This is a genomic window from Bartonella sp. AU18XJBT, assembly GCF_028618595.1.
In the GTDB taxonomy this organism is placed as follows: domain Bacteria; phylum Pseudomonadota; class Alphaproteobacteria; order Rhizobiales; family Rhizobiaceae; genus Bartonella.
Genome location: NZ_JAQITE010000024.1, coordinates 1 through 19,841, shown reverse-complemented (window position 1 = coordinate 19,841; position 19,841 = coordinate 1). Strand labels below are relative to the sequence as shown.

The following is a 19,841-nucleotide window of genomic DNA, read 5'->3' as shown; positions in this document are numbered from 1 at the left end:
AGAAAAAATGACCGCGTATTTAAAAGCTCAAACAAAAAAACAGAAAAATCTTAAAGAGAAAAAATTATAAACGAAAAAAAACGCTCCATCAAATGGCTTCATCACTTTCTATATTCTCTGACCCTGCATTTTCTAACAATTCAATCGCAATCAAACCAGCATTTTGGCGCAAAGCGGCTTCAATCTCTGTAGCTATTTCCGCATGTTCACGTAAAAACTGCTTTGCATTCTCACGCCCCTGTCCTAAACGCTGAGAATTATAAGAAAACCATGCACCAGATTTTTCCACAATACCAACCTTGACACCCAAATCAATCAATTCACCTACTTTGGAAATACCTTCACCATAAATAATATCAAACTCAACCTGTTTGAATGGAGGTGCTAGTTTATTCTTCACCACTTTAACGCGCGTCTGATTACCAACGATTGAATCCCTATCTTTAATGGATCCAATACGACGAATATCTAAACGAACAGAAGCATAAAACTTTAAAGCGTTTCCACCTGTTGTCGTTTCGGGAGAACCAAACATCACACCAATTTTCATGCGAATCTGATTAATAAAGACAACCATACAGTTAGAGCGAAAAATTGCTGCGGTTAATTTTCGCAACGCTTTACTCATTAACCGAGCTTGCAATCCGGGTAAAGCATCACCCATTTCACCGTCAATTTCTGCTCGCGGTGTTAAAGCTGCGACAGAATCCACAACAAGCACATCAACTGCACCAGAACGAACCAACGTTTCTGTAATTTCCAATGCCTGTTCACCGGTATCTGGCTGAGAAATGAACAAGTTTTCTAAATCAACACCGAGCTTACGCGCATAAATAGGATCAAGCGCATGCTCTGCATCAATAAAAGCACAAATCCCACCACCTTTCTGTGCTTCAGCAATAGCATGTAGAGCCAATGTTGTTTTCCCAGAACTTTCTGGTCCATAAATCTCAACAATACGCCCCTTCGGTAATCCACCAATCCCTAAAGCAATATCCAAGGATAACGACCCTGTTGGAACTGTTTCAATTTCAACAACCTGCTCTTTCTGCCCAAGACGCATAATCGAGCCTTTACCAAAAGAACGTTCAATTTGTGAGAGAGCAGCATCGAGAGCTTTTGTTTTATCCACGATTATATCCTTGACCGATTCATAATAACCTAAAACTTAAGTGTACACTGTACTTTTAATCTAACTAAAGGCTTGAGTTTAGATTTTCACAGACTATTTCTATTCCTATCTCCACATTATGTCCATAACATTCATGACCATCACAATAAAGAATTGGCATTGCTTCTCTTATGACACATAAATAAACTCCAATAAAATAATATCTCTATGAGAATATAGTTACATATTTATATCTCTCTAGAAAAGGAACAATTTAAATTTAAACACAATGTTCTAAAGCCCTCCTGCTTATCCCTTTGATTAAGCACTTAAGAGGCTAAGAGTCTCCTGCTATTGACCACACAAAAATGCATCACCAATCAACCTCATCCCCTATTGCATCGAAGAACAAAACGCCATTGTGTTGCATATTCATGCACTTAATTTAAGAAACATCTCTCAACACTCCCAAGCTCACTTCGTGACAACACCTATGAATGTGGTATACTATAAAATCCTTTGGGCGCCACCATCTTTACACTAAAGAAGGAGTAAACCGGCACCATCACACTATTTATCATCCCCCAATGTTACGACAGCTTCCAACACTTAATACGATTCATAAGAGGAATTTTTAGTCCTTTCTTGTACAGTGTTTGTCACACACTAATCCTGCTTATAACATGCAAGCGAATGATTTGATTGATTCAACAAATAACAAACTTGGAATGAGTAAAATTCACGGTATTTGAGGCTTTCATTCAACTTACAAAACAGTAAATTATCATTATAAATCGATATATTATTTAATAAAAACCACAAAAATAAAGCAGCTTAAAAGTTGAATGACACATTTAAATTTGATAAAAAAAGATGCATTTTTGAAGATATCAAAAAAAATTCTACGAGCAATGCAATAAACGTTTAAAATATAAGCTAAATTACTCATACAATAACATAAGAGATAAAAATAAATCCAAGAACAACAAAAAACGTATTTCAACTCAAATTTTATTTTGATCTTTACGTTTTTTGCGCAATTGTTTCCACCACTCAAGACGTTTCACAATTTCACGCTCAAAGCCACGCTCAACTGGTTTATAATAACTCTGACGCCCAAGTTTTTCGGGAAAATATTCTTGTCCTGAAAAAGCGTCCGGTTCATCATGATCATAACAATAACCATTTCCATACCCTTCCTCTTTCATAAATTTCGTAGGAGCATTAAGGATATGCTTAGGAGGTGATAAAGAACCATTTTTGCGCGCACAATGCAGTGCTGCTTTATACGCGACATATGTTGCATTTGACTTTGGCGCAGTTGCAACATAAAGACATGCTTGCGCCAAAGCCAATTCTCCTTCTGGTGATCCTAAATAATCATAGGCATCTTTTGCTGCATTACAAATGACAAGAGCCTGTGGATCCGCCAAACCAACATCTTCAACAGCCATACGAACCAATCTTCGCCCAATATAGAGAGGATCTTCACCAGCATCCAACATACGTGCCAAATAATAAAGCGCAGCATCAGGATCAGATCCACGAACGGATTTATGCAACGCTGAAATGAGATTATAATGCCCATCTCGTCCTTTATCATAAATAGGCACACGACGCTGAATAACTTTTTGCAAAGCAACAACATCAAGAATCTCTCCCTGTGGTACAATAGACCAAACTTCCTCTGCCAATGTTAACGCTACCCGCGCATCACCATCAGACATCTCTATCAAAACGTCTCTGGCATCATTATCCAAGGGAAGAATTTTTCCCTCCACTTCTTCAGCACGCCTCAAAAGTATGTCCAAACTTTCATGATCATGAGAAAGAAATGTTAAAACACGTGCACGCGAAAGAAGAGCCGCATTAAGTTCAAAAGAAGGATTTTCGGTTGTTGCACCTATAAGTACCACAGTACCATCTTCCATCACAGGAAGAAAACTATCCTGCTGTGCACGATTAAACCGATGAATTTCATCAACAAAGAGAAGTGTTTTATCCCCAGATATAAAACGCCTCTGCGCAACTTCAAAAATCTTTTTAAGTTCAGAAACTCCTGTAAAAATAGCAGAAACCTGTTCAAACGCGAAATTTGTTTCAAGTGCTAACAAACGTGCAATGGTTGTTTTTCCCGTCCCTGGAGGTCCCCAAAAAATCATCGACCCAATTGAGCCAGTTGCCACCATACGTGAAAGCAAACCACCCTCTCCAATCAAATGCTTTTGTCCCACAACATCATTGAGAGAACAAGGGCGCATTCTTTCTGCAAGTGGCTGATTTTTATTAACTTGAAAATCAAACGACGAAGTAAAAAAATCTTTTTTCAAAAAAAACCTCAACGAATAAATTGGCGAATATACATACCGTCACGCTCATATTCCAATTGCCAAGTACGCGAACGAGCTTGCATAAGAACCTTTTTCAACTGATGAACTGTTTGAATTTTATGGCCATTTACAACACGTAGAATATCTCCTGACTGAAAAATTCCAGATGCATTACTCATTTCATCAAGATTGGTAATCACAACCCCTTTTGCAGATATAGGAAGATGAAAACGTCGACTATTTTGCGGTGTTAAATCCAACACTTCAGCACCAGCAAGAGGACTGTCACCCGTAATTTTTTCAGATTTTAAAAGTGCAGTTTCTGATATCGATGAAACTGTTATTTGTGTTTTTAAAGTTTTTCCATTTCGTAAATATTCCAAAGCAAGATTATGCCCAACGTCAGCTGTCATCAAACGATACCCAAGACTATCTGGACTATCAACGCGTACCCCCTGCACACTCAAAATAACATCACCTACTTTCAATCCAGCTTTTTCAGCCGGACTATCTTTGATAACTTCAATAATCAGAGCACCATAGGGACGTTCTAACCCTAAACCACCAGCAATATCAGCTGTAACATTTTGAAAAGAAGCCCCAATATAAGGCGGCACAAAATATTTTCCACCGCGTTTAACAGTATCAAGCATTACTTTTACAAGATTAACTGGAATAGCAAAACCAATCCCTACAGAACCACCGGAACGTGAATAAATAGCCGTATTAATTCCAATTAACTGACCTTTCATATCAATTAAAGCGCCACCAGAATTCCCTGGATTAATGGCTGCGTCTGTTTGAATAAAAAAGTCAAAATCAGAAATCCCAACACGTGTACGCGCTTGCGCTGAAACAATACCACTTGTAACTGTTTGACCAACACCAAAAGGATTACCAATAGCAAGAACAAGATCACCAACTTCAACAGCATCAGAATTTCCCAAAGAAAGAACAGGAAATTGAGCATCTTTTGCATCAACTTTAAGAATTGCAATATCAGTTGCTTCATCTTTGAGCACAATCTTACTCTCAAACTCCCGCCCATCAGAAAAAGCCACTTTAATTTCACTTGCATCTTTAATAACGTGATAATTTGTAACAATCAAACCACGTGCATCAACAATCACCCCTGATCCTAATGACGATTGCTTGCGAACAGGAAAATTATTTTGAAAACGACCAAAAAATTGCTCAAAAAATGGATCGCCTTCAAAAGGTGATCGTGCTCTAATTTGTCGAGCTGCATAAATATTCACAACAGATGGAACGGTCTTTTTAACTAAAGGAGCAAATGAAAGAGTAATTTCTGTTTGTGTTTGAGGAACATGAGCATATACATGATCACATGATATCTGCATCATAATTGCAAAAAAAATCCGCACCCAAAAAGAATACCTCATAATTCACTCCTTATAAAATCAGCACATTCTGTTGAAGATTAATAGAACAAAAAAAACGCATCCCCGCAAATTAAGGATCTCTATTAATATTTTATAATAGAGAATAAAAACAACCTATTTGAAAGATAAATATTATAAAAATAAGATAATTCAATATCCTATAATTTTCTCTCTGCACCTATTTCTCAACTAAAACAAACTTAAAAATGCTCACAAAAAAACCGCCAAAGAAAAGGCGGCCTTTAAAAACCAAACAGAATAAAAAACTCTACGAAGATGTTCCCTTTTCATTCTCAGAAGCCTCCATGCGAGCACGATCCCCTGCCCCCTTCGCTTCAATATCACGATCAACAAATTCTACAACAGCCATGGGCGCATTATCACCGGTACGAAATCCCGCTTTCATAATACGCAAATACCCACCGTTGCGTGATGCATAACGTGGCGCAAGCGTATCAAATAATTTTGCAACCTTTCCTGCATCACGAAGTGCTGCAATTGCTTGCCGACGCGCATGCAAACCACCACGCTTACCAAGAGTAACGAGTTTTTCAACAATAGGACGAATCTCTTTAGCCCTTGGAAGCGTTGTCACAATCTGCTCATGCTCGATCAACGAAGTTGCCATATTTGCAAACATCGCTTTACGGTGACTGGCAGTACGATTCAACTTGCGTCCTGACTTACTATGGCGCATAAGCCCTCTCCTTAAATTCTAATTTCAATATTGATCTTCATAACGTTTTGCAAGATCATCAATATTTTCAGGCGGCCATGCCGGAATTTCCATCCCAAGATGTAAACCCATACACGCCAAAACTTCTTTAATCTCATTCAACGATTTGCGACCAAAATTCGGTGTCCGAAGCATCTCAGATTCTGTTTTTTGAATCAGATCACCAATATAAACAATATTATCATTCTTAAGACAATTTGCCGAACGAACTGAAAGTTCTAATTCATCCACTTTTTTGAGAAGTGCAGGATTAAAAGAAAGCTCAGAATCAGCCTCTTCAACAGGCTCCTTCTGCGGCTCTTCAAAGTTAATAAATAACGATAATTGATCCTGAAGAATACGCGCCGCAAAAGCAACAGCATCCTCTCCATTAACAGCGCCGTTTGTTTCAATCGTTAAGGTCAATTTATCATAATCCAAAACTTGACCTTCACGCGTATTTTCCACCTTATAAGACACTCTACGAATTGGTGAATAAAGACTATCAATTGGAATAAGCCCTATACGTGCATCATCAACACAATTACGATCAGATGGAACATACCCCTTTCCTGTGTTGACAATAAATTCCATACGAATTTCAGCATCTTCATCAAGAGTACAAATAACATGATCTGGATTTAGAATTTCCATATCCCCAACAGTACTGATATCTCCCGCTTTCACAACACCAGGACCCTCTTTATAAACGACGACACGTTTAGGCCCTTCTTCTTCCATACGAAGCGCAATTTCTTTTATATTCAAAATGATATCCGTAACATCCTCACGCACACCAGGAATCGATGAAAATTCATGTAAGACACCGTCAATCTGCACAGCAGTAATAGCAGCACCACGAAGCGAAGATAACAACACGCGACGAAGTGCATTGCCTAACGTCAAGCCAAAACCCCGTTCAAGAGGTTCTGCAATCACACTTATAATATTTGGATTATCATGCGCACATGATTCAACCTTATTGGGTTTAATAAGTTCCTGCCAGTTTTTCTGGATCATATTTTTATTCCCGTTCTTTAGTTCCGTTACCATTCAATCGTAACGACCAATGTGAACATCAGAGAAATCTCCGACAACAAAAAACAACACCCAATTAAACACGCCGCCTTTTCCGCGGACGACATCCATTATGAGGAATTGGTGTTACATCGCGAATAGAAGTAATGACAAAACCAACAGATTGCAATGCACGCAGAGCAGATTCACGCCCGGATCCAGGTCCACAAACTTCAACTTCCAAAGAACGCATACCATGCTCTTGCGCTTTTTTTGCACAATCCTCCGCAGCAACTTGAGCAGCAAAAGGCGTCGATTTACGTGCACCTTTAAACCCCTGAGCCCCAGCAGATGACCAAGCAATTGCATTACCCTGAGCATCCGTAATAGTAATCATTGTGTTATTAAATGTTGAATTAATATGCACAACACCTGACGAAATATTTTTACGTTCGCGACGACGAACACGTGTGGCTTCCTTGGCCATATTTTCCCTTTCAACGATCTCATCACTGCCGTAACATCAGCAGCTCCACCTTTTTTTCCTTGTCAAACAAATTAAACAAGAAAAAGAATATATAAAAACCTTCCACAAAGGCTCTTATTTCTTCTTACCGGCAATTGCCTTAGCCGGTCCTTTACGCGTACGAGCATTCGTATGTGTCCGCTGTCCTCGGACAGGCAAAGACCGGCGATGACGCAATCCTCGATAACAACCAAGGTCCATCAAACGCTTAACATTCATAGCAACCTCACGACGAAGATCACCTTCAACTTGATAGCCCTGATCTATCGCCTCACGAATCTGCAACACCTCAGCATCTGAAAGTTCATGCACACGACGTCCCAAGGGAATGCCAACTCTTTCAATAATTTCTTGAGCAAATTTTGGTCCAATCCCGTGGATATATTGAAGCGCAATAATTACACGCTTATTTGTCGGGATATTGACGCCAGCAATACGAGCCACGCCTACTCTCCTTAGTTATTTTGACAAGTTGTTATAAAATACCTAGTATACCTTACAGAAAAAAATAGACTCAGAAAAAAAATTCTTCCGAATCCTCTTATTTCGCTAAAATAAATTAAATTTACTTGTGATAGATTTCATCTCAAAAGTCAACTCTTTTCATTTATTTCTAAAAAAAATCTCATGAAAGAAAACCTCTAATCATACGCGTCACTTCAGCAATACCAATCATTCCATCAATGACCTTCAACATTCCCCTCTCCGAATAAAATTTTGATAAAGGAGCTGTTTTTTCACGATATTCTACTAATCTTTTTGCAAAAGCAACAGGATTGTCATCTAAACGAACCTGTCCACCAGCCGCTATTGTTTCCTCAACGCGCTTTTTCATACGTTCGATCAACACGTTTTCATCCACACACAACTCAATAACGGCATCAAGCCGCGTATTTTTTGACTCTAGTATTTGCTGTAACGCTTCTGCCTGCCCCACAGTTCGCGGATATCCATCCAAAACAAAACCATTTACACAATCAGTTTCATCAATCCTATCTGATACGATTTGGTTAACAATACTATCAGGGACCAAAGCACCAGAACTTATAATAGCTTTAGCTTTTTTACCAATCTCCGTTTCTTTGGCAATCACCTCACGCAACATATCCCCTGTTGATAAATGAGGAATGTTATATTCCTCAGTCAACATTTTTGCTTGCGTACCTTTTCCCGCTCCAGGAGGACCTAAAAGAATAACTCTCATCGATTCCTTCTACCTCCACGAAGTTTTGATTTTTTTATCAACCCTTCATATTGGTGGGCAACAAGATGCCCCTGAATTTGAGCAACCGTATCAAGTGTAACAGTAACAACAATCAACAAGGATGTCCCCCCAAGATAAAAAGGAACCTGTAATGCAGATATCATAAATTCAGGTAACAAACAAACCAAGATAATATAAACAGCGCCCACAACAGTAATACGCGTCAAAACGTAATCAATATATTCGGCTGTACGCTCACCTGGACGAATCCCTGGAATAAAACCAGAATGTTTCTTCAACTGATCTGCAGTATCACTTGGATTAAACACAATAGCTGTATAAAAAAAGCAAAAAAACGCCATTAAAAATGCATAAACCATCATATAAAGTGGCTGCCCATGACCAAGAGCATAAGAAATCGCCTGAACCCATTGTGGCATTTTATCAGAAAAATTATTAATAGTGGCAGGTAATAATAATAAAGATGAAGCAAAAATAGGTGGAATAACACCAGCAGTATTCAACTTTAAAGGAAGATGCGACATATCTCCTTGAAACATTTGATTACCGACCTGACGTTTCGGATACTGGATAAGAATTCGCCGTTGCGCACGCTCTATAAAAACAATAAGCCCAATAACCAAAACAGCAATAAGAACGATTCCTATTAAAAGAAAAGTTGATAAATCAGCCTGACTATGAGCTGTCAAAAGCTGAGCAAAAATAGAAGGAAAGTTGGCTACAATGCCTGTAAAAATGATAAGAGAAACCCCATTACCAACACCACGTGACGTAATTTGCTCGCCAAGCCACATGAGAAACATCGTTCCGCCAACAAGTGTAATAACAGAAGAAATACGAAACATAAGACCTGGTTCTAAAACAATTTGAAGCCCCGTCCCTATACCGCTTTCAAGCGCAACCGCAATACCAAAAGCTTGTAGAATTGCCAATACTACTGTTACATAACGCGTATATTGATTGATAATCTTACGACCTAATTCCCCTTCTTTTTTAAGAGTTTCCAAAGAAGGAATAATAGATGTTAACAATTGCACAATAATAGATGCCGATATATAAGGCATAATACCCAGCGCAAAAATAGCCATACGCCCAACGGCACCTCCAGCAAACATATTAAAAAGCCCTAATACTCCCGACGCGTGATGTTCAAATGTTTGCCGCAAAGCATCAATATTAATACCTGGAAGAGAGATGTAAGTTCCAAAACGATATACAAGAAGCGCCGAAAGAGTAAACCAGATACGTTTCTTTAATTCAGTTGCACGCGAAAAGGTACCGAAGTTTATATTGGAAGCAAATTGCTCTGCTGCTGATGCCATAAAACGTCTCCACTTCACACTCCAGTTCTTTAAATCACAGAAGTATAACCCTAAAATTCATATATGCATACACAAATAAATGCAGAATTAAAAAAATCTCCACAAAAGATCCCATAGAACAAATGTAATTCTTCTTTAGATCTCCACTCATGTTAAAAAATTATTGAGTAATATCAGGAAAAATAACCTGTCCACCCACTTTTTCAATCTTAACACGAGCAGATTGTGAAGCACCAGAAACATGAAAGGTAATCTTCGCCTTCAAATCACCATCAGAAAGAAGACGAACCCCATCTTTTTCACGACGAATAATACCAGCCTCTTTCAGAGCAATTATATCAACAGGCTTTTCAATATTCAACTTACCTGCATCAACTGCCAACTGAATACGTCCTAGTGAAACTTCATTATAGGTTTTGGCAAAGAAATTTCTAAATCCACGTTTTGGCAAACGACGATAGATAGGCATTTGCCCACCTTCAAAACCATTAAGAGAAACACCAGAACGCGACTTTTGCCCTTTTACACCACGACCACCAGTCTTACCCGTACCGGAACCAATACCACGCCCAACACGCTTACGATTTTTTGTTGCGCCTTCACAATCACGCAGTTCATTGAGTTTCATATCTAATACTCCTGCAACCCTTAACCTTCATCTATAACGCGAACAAGATGCCGAACCTGAGCAATCATACCCCGCACACAAAGTGTATCATCTAAAACGCGCCGACGACGCATTTTATTTAGTCCTAGCCCCTTTAAGGTTGCACGCTGAATCTGTGAGTTTCGAATAGGGCTTCCAATTTGCTCCACCGTGATAGTTTTACCACTCTGAGATTTTTTCTGAACCATTTCCTAATTCCTTTTCTGATAATCTCAGAAACTATCCTTCTAGGTCGACTAAATGGCGACGACGCGCCTGCAAAGTCGAATATTTTATACCACGTTGAGCAGCAATATCTCTAGGATGCATTTGATGTTTTAATGCATCAAATGTCGCACGAACCATGTTATAAGGATTCGACGATCCTAATGATTTTGCAACAACATCCTGCATACCAAGAGCTTCAAAAATAGCACGCATCGGCCCCCCAGCAATAATACCAGTACCCGCAGAAGCCGAACGTAGCAAAACACGCCCAGCTCCGTGACGCCCTTCAAGATCATGATGCAATGTACGTCCAGACCGAAGCGGAACATAAATCATCCCACGTTTTGCAGATTCCGTTGCTTTACGAACGGCTTCAGGAACTTCACGGGCTTTTCCATGTCCAAAACCCACACGCCCCTTTTGATCTCCAACGACAACAAGAGCAGCAAAACCAAAACGCCGACCACCCTTTACAACTTTAGCAACACGATTGATATGAACTAACCTGTCGACAAATTCATTATCGCGTTCTTCTCTCTCACCACGTTCTTTTTGTGCCATTCCTCATTCCTTTTTCTTTTCCGGAAGCACGATAACAAAGTCCCTCATTAAACTGGAAGAACTTAAACGAAATACTTTAAACTCTTCTTACTCATTCATAAATAAGAAATTTTAGAAATTCAAACCACCTTCACGAGCAGCTTCAGCTAAAGCTTTGACGCGACCATGGTACACATACGCTCCACGATCAAAAACCACCTCATTAACACCCGCTTGCTTCGCACGCTCAGCAATTAACTTACCAACAGCAAAAGCTGCTTTTTTATCAGCACCATTCTTTAATGACTTTTTTAAATCACTTTCAAGAGTAGAAGCTGAAACCAGCGTACATCCCCGCAAATCATCGATAACTTGAGCATAAATGTTCTGATTTGAACGATAAACACTAAGCCGAGGACGATCATGAGAAACCATTTTAATTCTACGACGAACACGCCTTGCACGACGTTGGATAATGTCCTTAGATGAAACCATAATACAAAATCCTTATTTCTTTTTACCTTCTTTACGGAAGATACGTTCATCTGCATGCTTAACACCTTTACCCTTATAAGGCTCAGGCCTACGATACTCACGAATCTCCGCTGCAACTTGTCCAACTTGCTGTTTATCAATTCCAGAAACAACAATTTCTGTTGGTTTAGGAACGGTTACAGTAACACCCGATGGAACTTTATAAACCACATCATGCGAAAAGCCTAGAGATAGTTGAACATCCTTACCCTGTAAAGCAGCACGATAACCAACCCCATTAATCTCCAACCTTTTTTCAAAACCATCTTTCACACCACAAAAAATGTTCTCAATCATTGAGCGCGACATACCCCATTTAGAACGCGCATCTTTTGACTGATCCCGCGGCATAACTGATATGATATTTCCCTCAAACTTGACTAAGACTTCATCATTGACGACGTAACTCAGCTCACCTTTTGGACCTTTTGCCTTAACCAGCTGACCTTCAACAGTAGCAGTAACCCCAGAAGGAATTGAAATGGGTTTCTTTCCAATACGAGACATTGTTCTAACCTACTTTTTCTTCCGTTTTCTTGACATGACTTAGAAAACACGACAAAGGAGTTCTCCACCAACATTCTGTTCACGCGCCTCATGATCCGCCATGACGCCTTTAGGAGTCGATAAAATCGAAATACCAAGACCATTTGCCACCTGTGGAAGTGACTTAGCAGAAACATACACACGACGACCTGGTTTTGATACACGTGAAATCTCACGAATAGCAGCCAGTCCTTCAAAATACTTCAATTCGATTTCAATTTCAGCTTTCCCATCACCTAAATCAATTTGATTATATCCGCGAATATAACCTTCTGACTGAAGAACATCAAGAACGTGCGCACGAAGCTTCGAAGATGGGGTAACTACTTTACCTTTTTTACGACCAAGTGCATTACGAATACGTGTTAACATATCACCAAGAGGATCTGACATAGACATTAAATAATCTCCTCTTACCAACTAGACTTTACAATACCAGGAATATGGCCAATAGAGCCAAGCTCACGCAACGCAATTCGCGACATTTTTAATTTACGATAATAAGCCCGCGGACGACCTGAAACCTCACAGCGATTACGAATACGAACTTTTGAAGAATTACGCGGCAACTCAGCCAACTGAACAGAAGCTTTAAAACGTTCTTCAAGAGAAACCTTCTGATCCATAACTATTGCTTTCAAACGTGCACGACGGGCAGCATAACGCTTTACCATCACCACACGATGCTTATTTTTTTCAACGGCACTTACCTTGGCCATAATTTCACCTCACTACGTTTGCCGTTACGAACGAAAAGGAAAATTAAAAGCACGCAATAACTCACGAGCTTCATCATCCGTTTTTGCTGTCGTACAAACGATAATATCCATGCCCCAAATTTGATCAACTTTATCATAGTTGATTTCTGGAAACACAATGTGTTCCTTAATACCCATAGCAAAATTGCCACGACCATCAAAACTCTTTGGATTTAAACCACGAAAGTCACGAACGCGCGGAAGAGCAATCGTAACAAGACGATCTAAAAACTCAAACATACGATCTTTACGCAATGTAACTTTAGCCCCAAGAGGCATTCCTTCACGAACCTTAAAGGTCGCAATAGAATTACGTGCACGCGTAACAACAGCCTTCTGACCTGTTATTAGCCCTAAATCCTCAGCAGCAAGAGAAGGCTTCTTCGAATCAGCAGTTGCTTCACCTATCCCCATATTTATTACAATTTTATCAATCCGCGGAATTTGCATTGCATTTCTATAATTAAACTTCTCTTGAAGCGCTTTACGAATCACTTCAAAATAATGCGCTTTCATACGCGGTATTTGTCTTTCCTCAGCCATTAATCAACTCTCCCGAACGCTTGGCAAAACGCACTTTATTACCATCTGCATTCATACGAAAGCCTACACGTGTAGGCTTACCATCTTTAGGATCAGCAATCGCCAAATTAGACAGATGAATCGGAGCTTCTTTAGAAATAATTCCAGCTTCTTGCTTCTGCGTTTGACGTTGATGACGTTTAATCATATTAATCCCACGAACAAAAGCCTTACTCTCTTTTGGACTAACCTTAATTACTTCACCACTACATCCTTTATCCTTACCGGATAAAACAACAACTTTATCACCTTTTCGAATCTTCTGCATAACATTTACTCCTTACAGAACTTCAGGAGCGAGCGAGATGATCTTCATATGATTCCTACCACGCAATTCGCGGGGAACAGGTCCAAAGATACGAGTACCGATCGGCTCTTTTTTATTATCCACTAAAACCGCAGCATTACTATCAAAACGAATGACACTACCATCTGCGCGACGAATATCCTTAGCAGTACGAACCACAACAGCTTTCATAACATCACCTTTTTTAACACGGCCACGAGGAATAGCATCCTTAACCGAAACAACAATAATGTCACCGACCGAAGCATATTTCCGCTTTGAACCGCCTAACACCTTGATGCACATGACACGACGAGCACCAGAATTATCAGCAACGTCGAGGTTTGTTTGCATCTGAATCATGACTGGCCACCTTCTCTTAACACATATACCCGATTGTACCTTTTATACACTCGGATTTGTCTGCCAAATAACGATAAAGTCATCGCCTTTAAATTTATCAATGATAAAAACACTGTTAAATTCTAAAACAATAAACTTAACTCATTACGCTACATTGTCTTTTACAACAATCCAACATTTATCTTTCGAAATTGGTCTAGATTCTTGAATAGAAACTTGATCCCCAATCTTGAATTGGTTGTGTTCGTCATGCGCTTTATAATTTTTAGACTGCCGAACAGTCTTCTTAAGAAGCGGATGAGAATAACGGCGCTCAACTTTGACAACAACAGTCTTATCACTTTTGTCGCTAATAACAACACCCTGCAAAACGCGTTTAGGCATCTCTCATTTCCTTAAACCTTACTTTCACTTACTTTTTGACGAAGAAAAGTTTTAATACGCGCAATATCACGACGAACTTGTCTAACACGCACAGTCTTTTCTAATTGACCTGTTGCTTTTTGAAAACGCAAATTAAATTGCTCTTTCTTTAACTTAGCCAATTCATCTTTCATTTGGTCGAGCGTTTGCGCCCGTAATTCTGTGGCTTTCATCGCTTAACCTCATTATTCAGCAATACGCTGGATGAAACGCGTTTTTATAGGCAACTTTGCAGCACCCAATCTTAGTGCTTCACGTGCAACATCCTCAGGAACTCCATCAAGCTCAAACATGATGCGTCCAGGAGCAACACGTGCAGCCCAATAATCGACACTTCCCTTACCTTTACCCATACGAACTTCAGTCGGTTTAGATGTAACCGGAAGATCTGGAAAAATGCGAATCCACACACGACCAGAACGCTTCATATAACGCGTAATCGCACGGCGCGCCGCTTCAATTTGACGAGCAGTAATCCGCTCCGGCTCAACAGCCTTCAAACCGTAGGCACCGAAATTCAAATCCGTACCACCCTTCGCAACACCGTGAATACGGCCCTTGAACTGTTTACGGAACTTTGTGCGCTTTGGCTGCAACATTGTTCTCTACTCCAAATTTTAGTTCAATCTCAAAAACTAAGCATTTTCACGGCGACGATTCGATGAAGAACCAGATTGATCAACTTCCGTAGCACGACGTTCTGAAGCCATCGGATCATGCTCAAGAATCTCACCCTTAAAGACCCAAACTTTAATACCACAAATACCATAAGCGGTCTTAGCTTCTGCTGTACCGTAATCAACATCAGAACGCAAGGTATGAAGTGGAACACGACCTTCACGATACCATTCCATACGAGCAATTTCAGCACCACCAAGACGACCAGAACAATTGATACGAATGCCTTCCGCACCAAGACGCATAGCAGACTGAACAGCACGCTTCATTGCACGACGAAAAGCAACACGACGCTCTAACTGTTGAGCAATTGATTGCGCAATAATCGTGGCATCAATCTCCGGTTTGCGAATCTCCACAATATTCAATGAAGTTTCAGCATCCGTCATTTCTGAGAGCTTACGACGAAGCTTTTCGATATCAGCACCCTTTTTACCAATAATCAAACCAGGACGTGCAGAATGAATCGTAATACGACACTTCTTATGAGGACGCTCAATAACAACCTTAGAAATAGCCGCCTGTTTAAGCTCCTCCAGCACATATGAACGAATTTTCAAATCTTCATGAAGAAGGCGCCCATATTCACCACTATCAGCATACCAACGAGAGTCCCAAGTCCGATTAACACCAAGACGAAGTCCTATTGGATTGATCTTCTGACCCATTACGCGGCCTCCACTTTTTCGGTAACTTCACGAACAATAACAGTAAGATGCGAAAATGGACGTTCAATTCTACTAGCACGCCCTCGACCACGAACATGAAAGCGCTTCATCACTATCGACTTACCAACATAAGCTTCCGCCACAATAAGCGAATCAATATCAAGATCGTGGTTATTCTCTGCATTTGCAATTGCTGATTCAAGCGTTTTTTTCACAGTAGCAGCAATACGCTTGCGTGAAAACATCAAATCAGCGAGTGCTACATTAACTCTTTTACCACGAATCATTGCAGCAACTAAATTAAGCTTCTGCGGACTAACACGAATTGTCCGCGTGACAGCTCTTGCTTCATTATCTCTAAGCTGGCGCGAAACTTTAGCTTTTCCCATTCCTACTTCCTCTTCGCTTTTTTATCGGCACCATGACCATAATAAGTCCGGGTAGGAGCGAACTCACCAAACTTATGCCCAACCATCTCTTCAGAAACAGAAACAGGAATATGCTTATTACCGTTGTAAACACCAAAAGTTAAACCAACAAATTGCGGTAAAATAGTAGAGCGACGACTCCATATTTTTATAACTTCATTGCGCCCACTTGCACGTACCTTCTCTGCCTTACCAAGAAGATAGCCGTCAACAAACGGACCTTTCCACACTGAACGAACCACCTCAGACTACCTTTCTTATTTCTTGCGTTGATGACGCGTACGCATAATAAACTTATCAGTGGCTTTATTGGAGCGCGTACGCTTACCTTTTGTAGGTTTACCCCAAGGAGATACTGGATGGCGCCCCCCCGATGTACGACCTTCACCACCACCATGCGGATGATCAACGGGGTTCATAGCAACACCACGAACATGTGGACGTTTACCACGCCAACGTGACCGACCTGCCTTACCATCATTAATATTCCCATGATCAGGATTTGAAACAGCGCCAACGGTTGCAAAACATCTACTAGGAACCAAACGCTGTTCACCAGAATTTAAACGAAGAATGGCCATACCCTGATCTCGTCCAACCAACTGCGCATAAGTACCTGCTGAACGTGCAATCTGCCCTCCTTTTCCTGGCTTCATCTCAACATTATGAATAATTGTGCCTACAGGCATATTACCGAGAGGCATAGCATTACCTGGTTTAACATCCACATTTAAACCAGCCATAACGGAATCACCAACCGCAAGACGCTGTGGCGCAAGAATATAACTCAATTGCCCATCCTCATAACGGATTAAAGCAATAAAAGCAGTACGATTAGGATCGTATTCTAAACGCTCAACTTTTGCTGAAACATCACGTTTAAGACGCTTAAAGTCGACAAACCGATAACTACGTTTATGTCCACCACCCTGAAAACGAGCAGTAACACGACCGCGATTATTGCGTCCACCCTTTGAAGATAAACCTTCAGTCAACATCTTTATAGGTTTTCCCTTATAAAGACAAGAACGTTCCACAATAACAAGCTGACGTTGCCCAGGTGTCGTTGGATTAAATTGCTTAAGTGCCATTATTCCTATCTCCGAGCCTCTTTAAAGACCTGTCGAAACGTCGATAGTCTGACCACTGGCCAGAGTTACGATCGCTTTTTTGACATCACTCTGCCGACCAACTATACCTTTGAAACGCTTCACTTTACCTTTACGGACTATCGTGTTAACTGCTTTAACTTTTACGCTAAAAAGCGCTTCAATAGCAGCCTTGATCTCAGGCTTCGTCGCTTTCGGCGCGACATTAAAAGCAACTTGATTATACTCAGAAATCATAGTCGCCTTTTCAGTAATAACTGGGCTAATAATTATATCATAATGGCGAAGATCTGTCATCTAAAACGCTCCTCAAGAGCCTCAACAGCTGCTTTTGACAAAACAAGTTTGCTGCGACGCAAAATATCATAAACATTAATTCCCTGAATCGGCAAAATGTCAATATTAGGAATATTAGAGGCTGCACGAAAAAAGTTAATATCAATCTCTTTACCACCAATCAAGAGAGCGTTATTAAATCCAAGCTTAGAAAAATGAGAAACAAGCATTTTTGTTTTAGCATCCTTAACAGTCAACTCATCCACAATAATTAAATCTTTTGCTTTTAATTTTGCAGATAAAGCAAGACGTAAGCCAAGAGCACGAATCTTTTTAGGAAGATCATGCGCATGGCTACGAGCCACCGGTCCATGTGCCTTACCCCCACCTCTAAACTGCGGTGCACGTGCAGATGAATGTCGAGCGCGCCCTGTTCCTTTCTGTTTAAACATTTTCGCCCCTGTTCGCGACACATCAGAACGACCTTGGGATTGATGACTTCCCTGCTGACGACGTGCAAGCTGCCAACGAACGACACGCTGCAAAATATCCTCACGCGGAACAAGATCAAAAATAGCTTCAGAAACCTTTACTTTGCCAGCTTCATTACCATCAAGAGTTTTAATTACAAGATCCATTATTAGGCTCCCTCAACTTCAGAGGTTTCCATCACCGGAGTAACCATTTCCGTTTTCTCCTTCACAAGACGGCGAATACCAGCAGGCTTTGGAGCATTATCAGGAAGAGGCTTCTTCACAGCATCCCGTACCAAAATCCAAGAACCTTTAGAACCAGAAACAGCACCACGGACTAAAATTAAACCACGCTCACTATCCGTGGAAATAACTTCAATATTCTGTGTTGTTACACGAACTTGCCCCATATGGCCAGCCATTTTTTTACCCTTAAAAACTTTACCAGGATCTTGGCATTGCCCTGTAGAACCATGAGCGCGATGTGTGATCGAGTTACCATGGGAAGCACGATGCCCACCAAAGTTATGTCGTTTCATAACACCAGCAAACCCCTTACCGATACTGGTACCAGTCACATCAACTCTTTGCCCTGGAACAAAATGTTCCACCGTAATTTCAGTACCAACATCAAGAAGATTGTCGGGACTCACACGAAACTCTGCTATTTTGGCTTTAGGCTCAACAGAAGCCTTAGCAAAATGTCCACGAAGAGCTTGTGAAGTATTCTTAACCTTAGCAAAGCCTACACCTAATTGAACAGCAGTATAACCATTCTTTTCAACTGTACGCTGAGCAACGACTTGACAATTCTCCAAACGAAGTACCGTCACCGGCACATGCTCACCAGCATCATTATAAATACGGGTCATGCCCAGCTTCTGTGCTATTACACCTGAACGCATCGGGTCTGTTCCTTCTGTCCTCAAACCTCAGAGCTTAATTTCTACATCCACACCAGCAGAAAGATCGAGCTTCATAAGCGCATCCACTGTTTGCGGCGTTGGATCAACAATATCAAGAAGACGTTTATGTGTCCGCATCTCAAACTGCTCACGACTCTTCTTATCAATATGCGGTCCACGATTAACCGTAAATTTCTCAATCCGCGTTGGAAGCGGAATGGGACCACGGACATTTGCACCGGTACGTTTAGCAGTCGATACAATCTCACGCGTCGACGTATCAAGAATTCTATGATCAAACGCTTTCAAGCGAATGCGAATATTTTGACTGTTCATGCTCTTTATTTCCCTGTTATACAAAGCGCCTTCAATAATCAAGGCTCTCAACAAGCATTATTTATTCAATGATCTTAGAGACGATACCGGCACCAACAGTACGACCACCTTCACGAATAGCGAAACGAAGTTTTTCTTCCATCGCTATCGGAACGATCAACGAAACATCCATAGCAACATTATCGCCTGGCATAACCATTTCCGTTCCTTCTGGAAGCGTAACAATACCTGTAACATCCGTCGTACGGAAGTAAAACTGAGGACGATAATTCGTGAAAAATGGCGTATGACGCCCACCTTCATCTTTTGTCAAAATGTAAGCTTCTGCTTTAAAACGTGTATGAGGCGTAACGGATCCTGGCTTCGCCAATACTTGACCACGCTCAATCCCTTCACGGTCAACACCACGTAGC

General features: G+C 40.6%; 30 protein-coding genes and 1 pseudogene. All 31 read right to left on the bottom strand.

Annotated elements, in window-relative coordinates; all coding sequences use genetic code 11:
• Positions 1-88 precede the first annotated feature (88 nt).
• Positions 89-1,132, bottom strand: coding sequence for a recombinase RecA (gene recA, locus PVV60_RS07160; RefSeq protein WP_273724002.1), 1,044 nt, complete (start codon positions 1,130-1,132; stop codon positions 89-91).
• Positions 1,133-2,115: 983 nt separating this feature from the next.
• Positions 2,116-3,441, bottom strand: coding sequence for a replication-associated recombination protein A (locus tag PVV60_RS07155; RefSeq protein WP_273724001.1), 1,326 nt, complete (start codon positions 3,439-3,441; stop codon positions 2,116-2,118).
• Positions 3,442-3,449: 8 nt separating this feature from the next.
• Entirely contained in the window at positions 3,450-4,844 is a 1,395-nt protein-coding gene (locus PVV60_RS07150) for a DegQ family serine endoprotease (protein WP_273724000.1), read from the bottom strand.
• A 268-nt stretch (positions 4,845-5,112) separates the two neighbouring features.
• The gene (gene rplQ, locus PVV60_RS07145) at positions 5,113-5,541 is read right to left on the bottom strand and encodes a 50S ribosomal protein L17 (RefSeq protein WP_273723999.1); all 429 of its coding nucleotides are present in this window, start codon (positions 5,539-5,541) and stop codon (positions 5,113-5,115) included.
• A gap of 24 nt (positions 5,542-5,565) precedes the next feature.
• Complete coding sequence (locus tag PVV60_RS07140; protein WP_273723998.1) at positions 5,566-6,579, bottom strand: DNA-directed RNA polymerase subunit alpha; 1,014 nt, start codon at positions 6,577-6,579, stop codon at positions 5,566-5,568.
• A gap of 94 nt (positions 6,580-6,673) precedes the next feature.
• A complete protein-coding gene (rpsK, locus tag PVV60_RS07135) occupies positions 6,674-7,063 on the bottom strand; it encodes a 30S ribosomal protein S11 (protein ID WP_183194181.1) in 390 nt (129 codons plus the stop codon).
• 114 nt (positions 7,064-7,177) lie between these two features.
• Positions 7,178-7,546, bottom strand: coding sequence for a 30S ribosomal protein S13 (gene rpsM, locus PVV60_RS07130; RefSeq protein WP_026500557.1), 369 nt, complete (start codon positions 7,544-7,546; stop codon positions 7,178-7,180).
• A 181-nt stretch (positions 7,547-7,727) separates the two neighbouring features.
• Entirely contained in the window at positions 7,728-8,306 is a 579-nt protein-coding gene (locus PVV60_RS07125) for an adenylate kinase (RefSeq protein ID WP_273723997.1), read from the bottom strand.
• On the bottom strand, positions 8,303-9,649 hold the full coding sequence (gene secY, locus PVV60_RS07120; protein ID WP_273724006.1) for a preprotein translocase subunit SecY: 1,347 nt from the start codon (positions 9,647-9,649) through the stop codon (positions 8,303-8,305). Before secY ends, PVV60_RS07125 begins: the two co-directional genes overlap by 4 nt.
• A 160-nt stretch (positions 9,650-9,809) precedes the next feature.
• Complete coding sequence (gene rplO / locus PVV60_RS07115; RefSeq protein WP_273723996.1) at positions 9,810-10,277, bottom strand: 50S ribosomal protein L15; 468 nt, start codon at positions 10,275-10,277, stop codon at positions 9,810-9,812.
• A gap of 20 nt (positions 10,278-10,297) precedes the next feature.
• Positions 10,298-10,504: a 50S ribosomal protein L30 gene (gene rpmD / locus PVV60_RS07110; protein ID WP_015856573.1), complete on the bottom strand. Its 207-nt coding sequence runs from the start codon at positions 10,502-10,504 to the stop codon at positions 10,298-10,300.
• A 31-nt stretch (positions 10,505-10,535) separates the two neighbouring features.
• Entirely contained in the window at positions 10,536-11,084 is a 549-nt protein-coding gene (gene rpsE, locus PVV60_RS07105; protein WP_015856574.1) for a 30S ribosomal protein S5, read from the bottom strand.
• 111 nt (positions 11,085-11,195) lie between these two features.
• Entirely contained in the window at positions 11,196-11,558 is a 363-nt protein-coding gene (gene rplR, locus PVV60_RS07100; RefSeq protein WP_273723995.1) for a 50S ribosomal protein L18, read from the bottom strand.
• A gap of 12 nt (positions 11,559-11,570) precedes the next feature.
• Positions 11,571-12,104, bottom strand: coding sequence for a 50S ribosomal protein L6 (gene rplF / locus PVV60_RS07095; protein WP_273723994.1), 534 nt, complete (start codon positions 12,102-12,104; stop codon positions 11,571-11,573).
• A gap of 39 nt (positions 12,105-12,143) precedes the next feature.
• A complete protein-coding gene (rpsH, locus tag PVV60_RS07090) occupies positions 12,144-12,542 on the bottom strand; it encodes a 30S ribosomal protein S8 (RefSeq protein ID WP_273723993.1) in 399 nt (132 codons plus the stop codon).
• 14 nt (positions 12,543-12,556) lie between these two features.
• Entirely contained in the window at positions 12,557-12,862 is a 306-nt protein-coding gene (gene rpsN, locus PVV60_RS07085) for a 30S ribosomal protein S14 (protein ID WP_273723992.1), read from the bottom strand.
• Positions 12,863-12,886: 24 nt separating this feature from the next.
• The gene (gene rplE / locus PVV60_RS07080) at positions 12,887-13,444 is read right to left on the bottom strand and encodes a 50S ribosomal protein L5 (RefSeq protein ID WP_015856578.1); all 558 of its coding nucleotides are present in this window, start codon (positions 13,442-13,444) and stop codon (positions 12,887-12,889) included.
• On the bottom strand, positions 13,437-13,751 hold the full coding sequence (gene rplX, locus PVV60_RS07075; RefSeq protein ID WP_273723991.1) for a 50S ribosomal protein L24: 315 nt from the start codon (positions 13,749-13,751) through the stop codon (positions 13,437-13,439). The genes rplE and rplX overlap by 8 nt, the downstream gene beginning before the upstream one ends.
• A gap of 12 nt (positions 13,752-13,763) precedes the next feature.
• The gene (gene rplN / locus PVV60_RS07070) at positions 13,764-14,132 is read right to left on the bottom strand and encodes a 50S ribosomal protein L14 (RefSeq protein WP_004855715.1); all 369 of its coding nucleotides are present in this window, start codon (positions 14,130-14,132) and stop codon (positions 13,764-13,766) included.
• 144 nt (positions 14,133-14,276) lie between these two features.
• Positions 14,277-14,516 (bottom strand): 30S ribosomal protein S17, encoded by a 240-nt coding sequence (rpsQ, locus tag PVV60_RS07065; RefSeq protein ID WP_273723990.1) that lies wholly within the window; start codon positions 14,514-14,516, stop codon positions 14,277-14,279.
• Between the two features lie 11 nt (positions 14,517-14,527).
• Positions 14,528-14,728: a 50S ribosomal protein L29 gene (gene rpmC / locus PVV60_RS07060; protein ID WP_273723989.1), complete on the bottom strand. Its 201-nt coding sequence runs from the start codon at positions 14,726-14,728 to the stop codon at positions 14,528-14,530.
• A 12-nt stretch (positions 14,729-14,740) separates the two neighbouring features.
• Complete coding sequence (gene rplP / locus PVV60_RS07055; protein ID WP_015856581.1) at positions 14,741-15,154, bottom strand: 50S ribosomal protein L16; 414 nt, start codon at positions 15,152-15,154, stop codon at positions 14,741-14,743.
• 36 nt (positions 15,155-15,190) lie between these two features.
• The gene (gene rpsC / locus PVV60_RS07050) at positions 15,191-15,901 is read right to left on the bottom strand and encodes a 30S ribosomal protein S3 (RefSeq protein WP_015856582.1); all 711 of its coding nucleotides are present in this window, start codon (positions 15,899-15,901) and stop codon (positions 15,191-15,193) included.
• Positions 15,901-16,290: a 50S ribosomal protein L22 gene (gene rplV / locus PVV60_RS07045; RefSeq protein ID WP_208439680.1), complete on the bottom strand. Its 390-nt coding sequence runs from the start codon at positions 16,288-16,290 to the stop codon at positions 15,901-15,903. Before rplV ends, rpsC begins: the two co-directional genes overlap by 1 nt.
• Before the next feature lie 2 nt (positions 16,291-16,292).
• A complete protein-coding gene (gene rpsS, locus PVV60_RS07040; RefSeq protein ID WP_004855734.1) occupies positions 16,293-16,571 on the bottom strand; it encodes a 30S ribosomal protein S19 in 279 nt (92 codons plus the stop codon).
• 15 nt (positions 16,572-16,586) lie between these two features.
• Positions 16,587-17,420, bottom strand: a complete 834-nt coding sequence (gene rplB / locus PVV60_RS07035) for a 50S ribosomal protein L2 (RefSeq protein WP_273723988.1) — start codon at positions 17,418-17,420, stop codon at positions 16,587-16,589.
• A gap of 21 nt (positions 17,421-17,441) precedes the next feature.
• The gene (locus PVV60_RS07030) at positions 17,442-17,735 is read right to left on the bottom strand and encodes a 50S ribosomal protein L23 (RefSeq protein WP_273723987.1); all 294 of its coding nucleotides are present in this window, start codon (positions 17,733-17,735) and stop codon (positions 17,442-17,444) included.
• Entirely contained in the window at positions 17,732-18,352 is a 621-nt protein-coding gene (gene rplD / locus PVV60_RS07025; protein WP_273723986.1) for a 50S ribosomal protein L4, read from the bottom strand. The genes PVV60_RS07030 and rplD overlap by 4 nt, the downstream gene beginning before the upstream one ends.
• Before the next feature lie 2 nt (positions 18,353-18,354).
• Positions 18,355-19,092: a 50S ribosomal protein L3 gene (rplC, locus tag PVV60_RS07020; protein ID WP_273723985.1), complete on the bottom strand. Its 738-nt coding sequence runs from the start codon at positions 19,090-19,092 to the stop codon at positions 18,355-18,357.
• A gap of 27 nt (positions 19,093-19,119) precedes the next feature.
• Positions 19,120-19,428 carry a 30S ribosomal protein S10 gene (gene rpsJ / locus PVV60_RS07015; protein ID WP_005773267.1) on the bottom strand — a complete coding sequence of 103 codons (309 nt, stop codon included), beginning with the start codon at positions 19,426-19,428 and terminating at the stop codon, positions 19,120-19,122.
• Positions 19,429-19,489: 61 nt separating this feature from the next.
• Positions 19,490-19,841: pseudogene (gene tuf, locus PVV60_RS07010) on the bottom strand (elongation factor Tu); the annotation flags it as partial.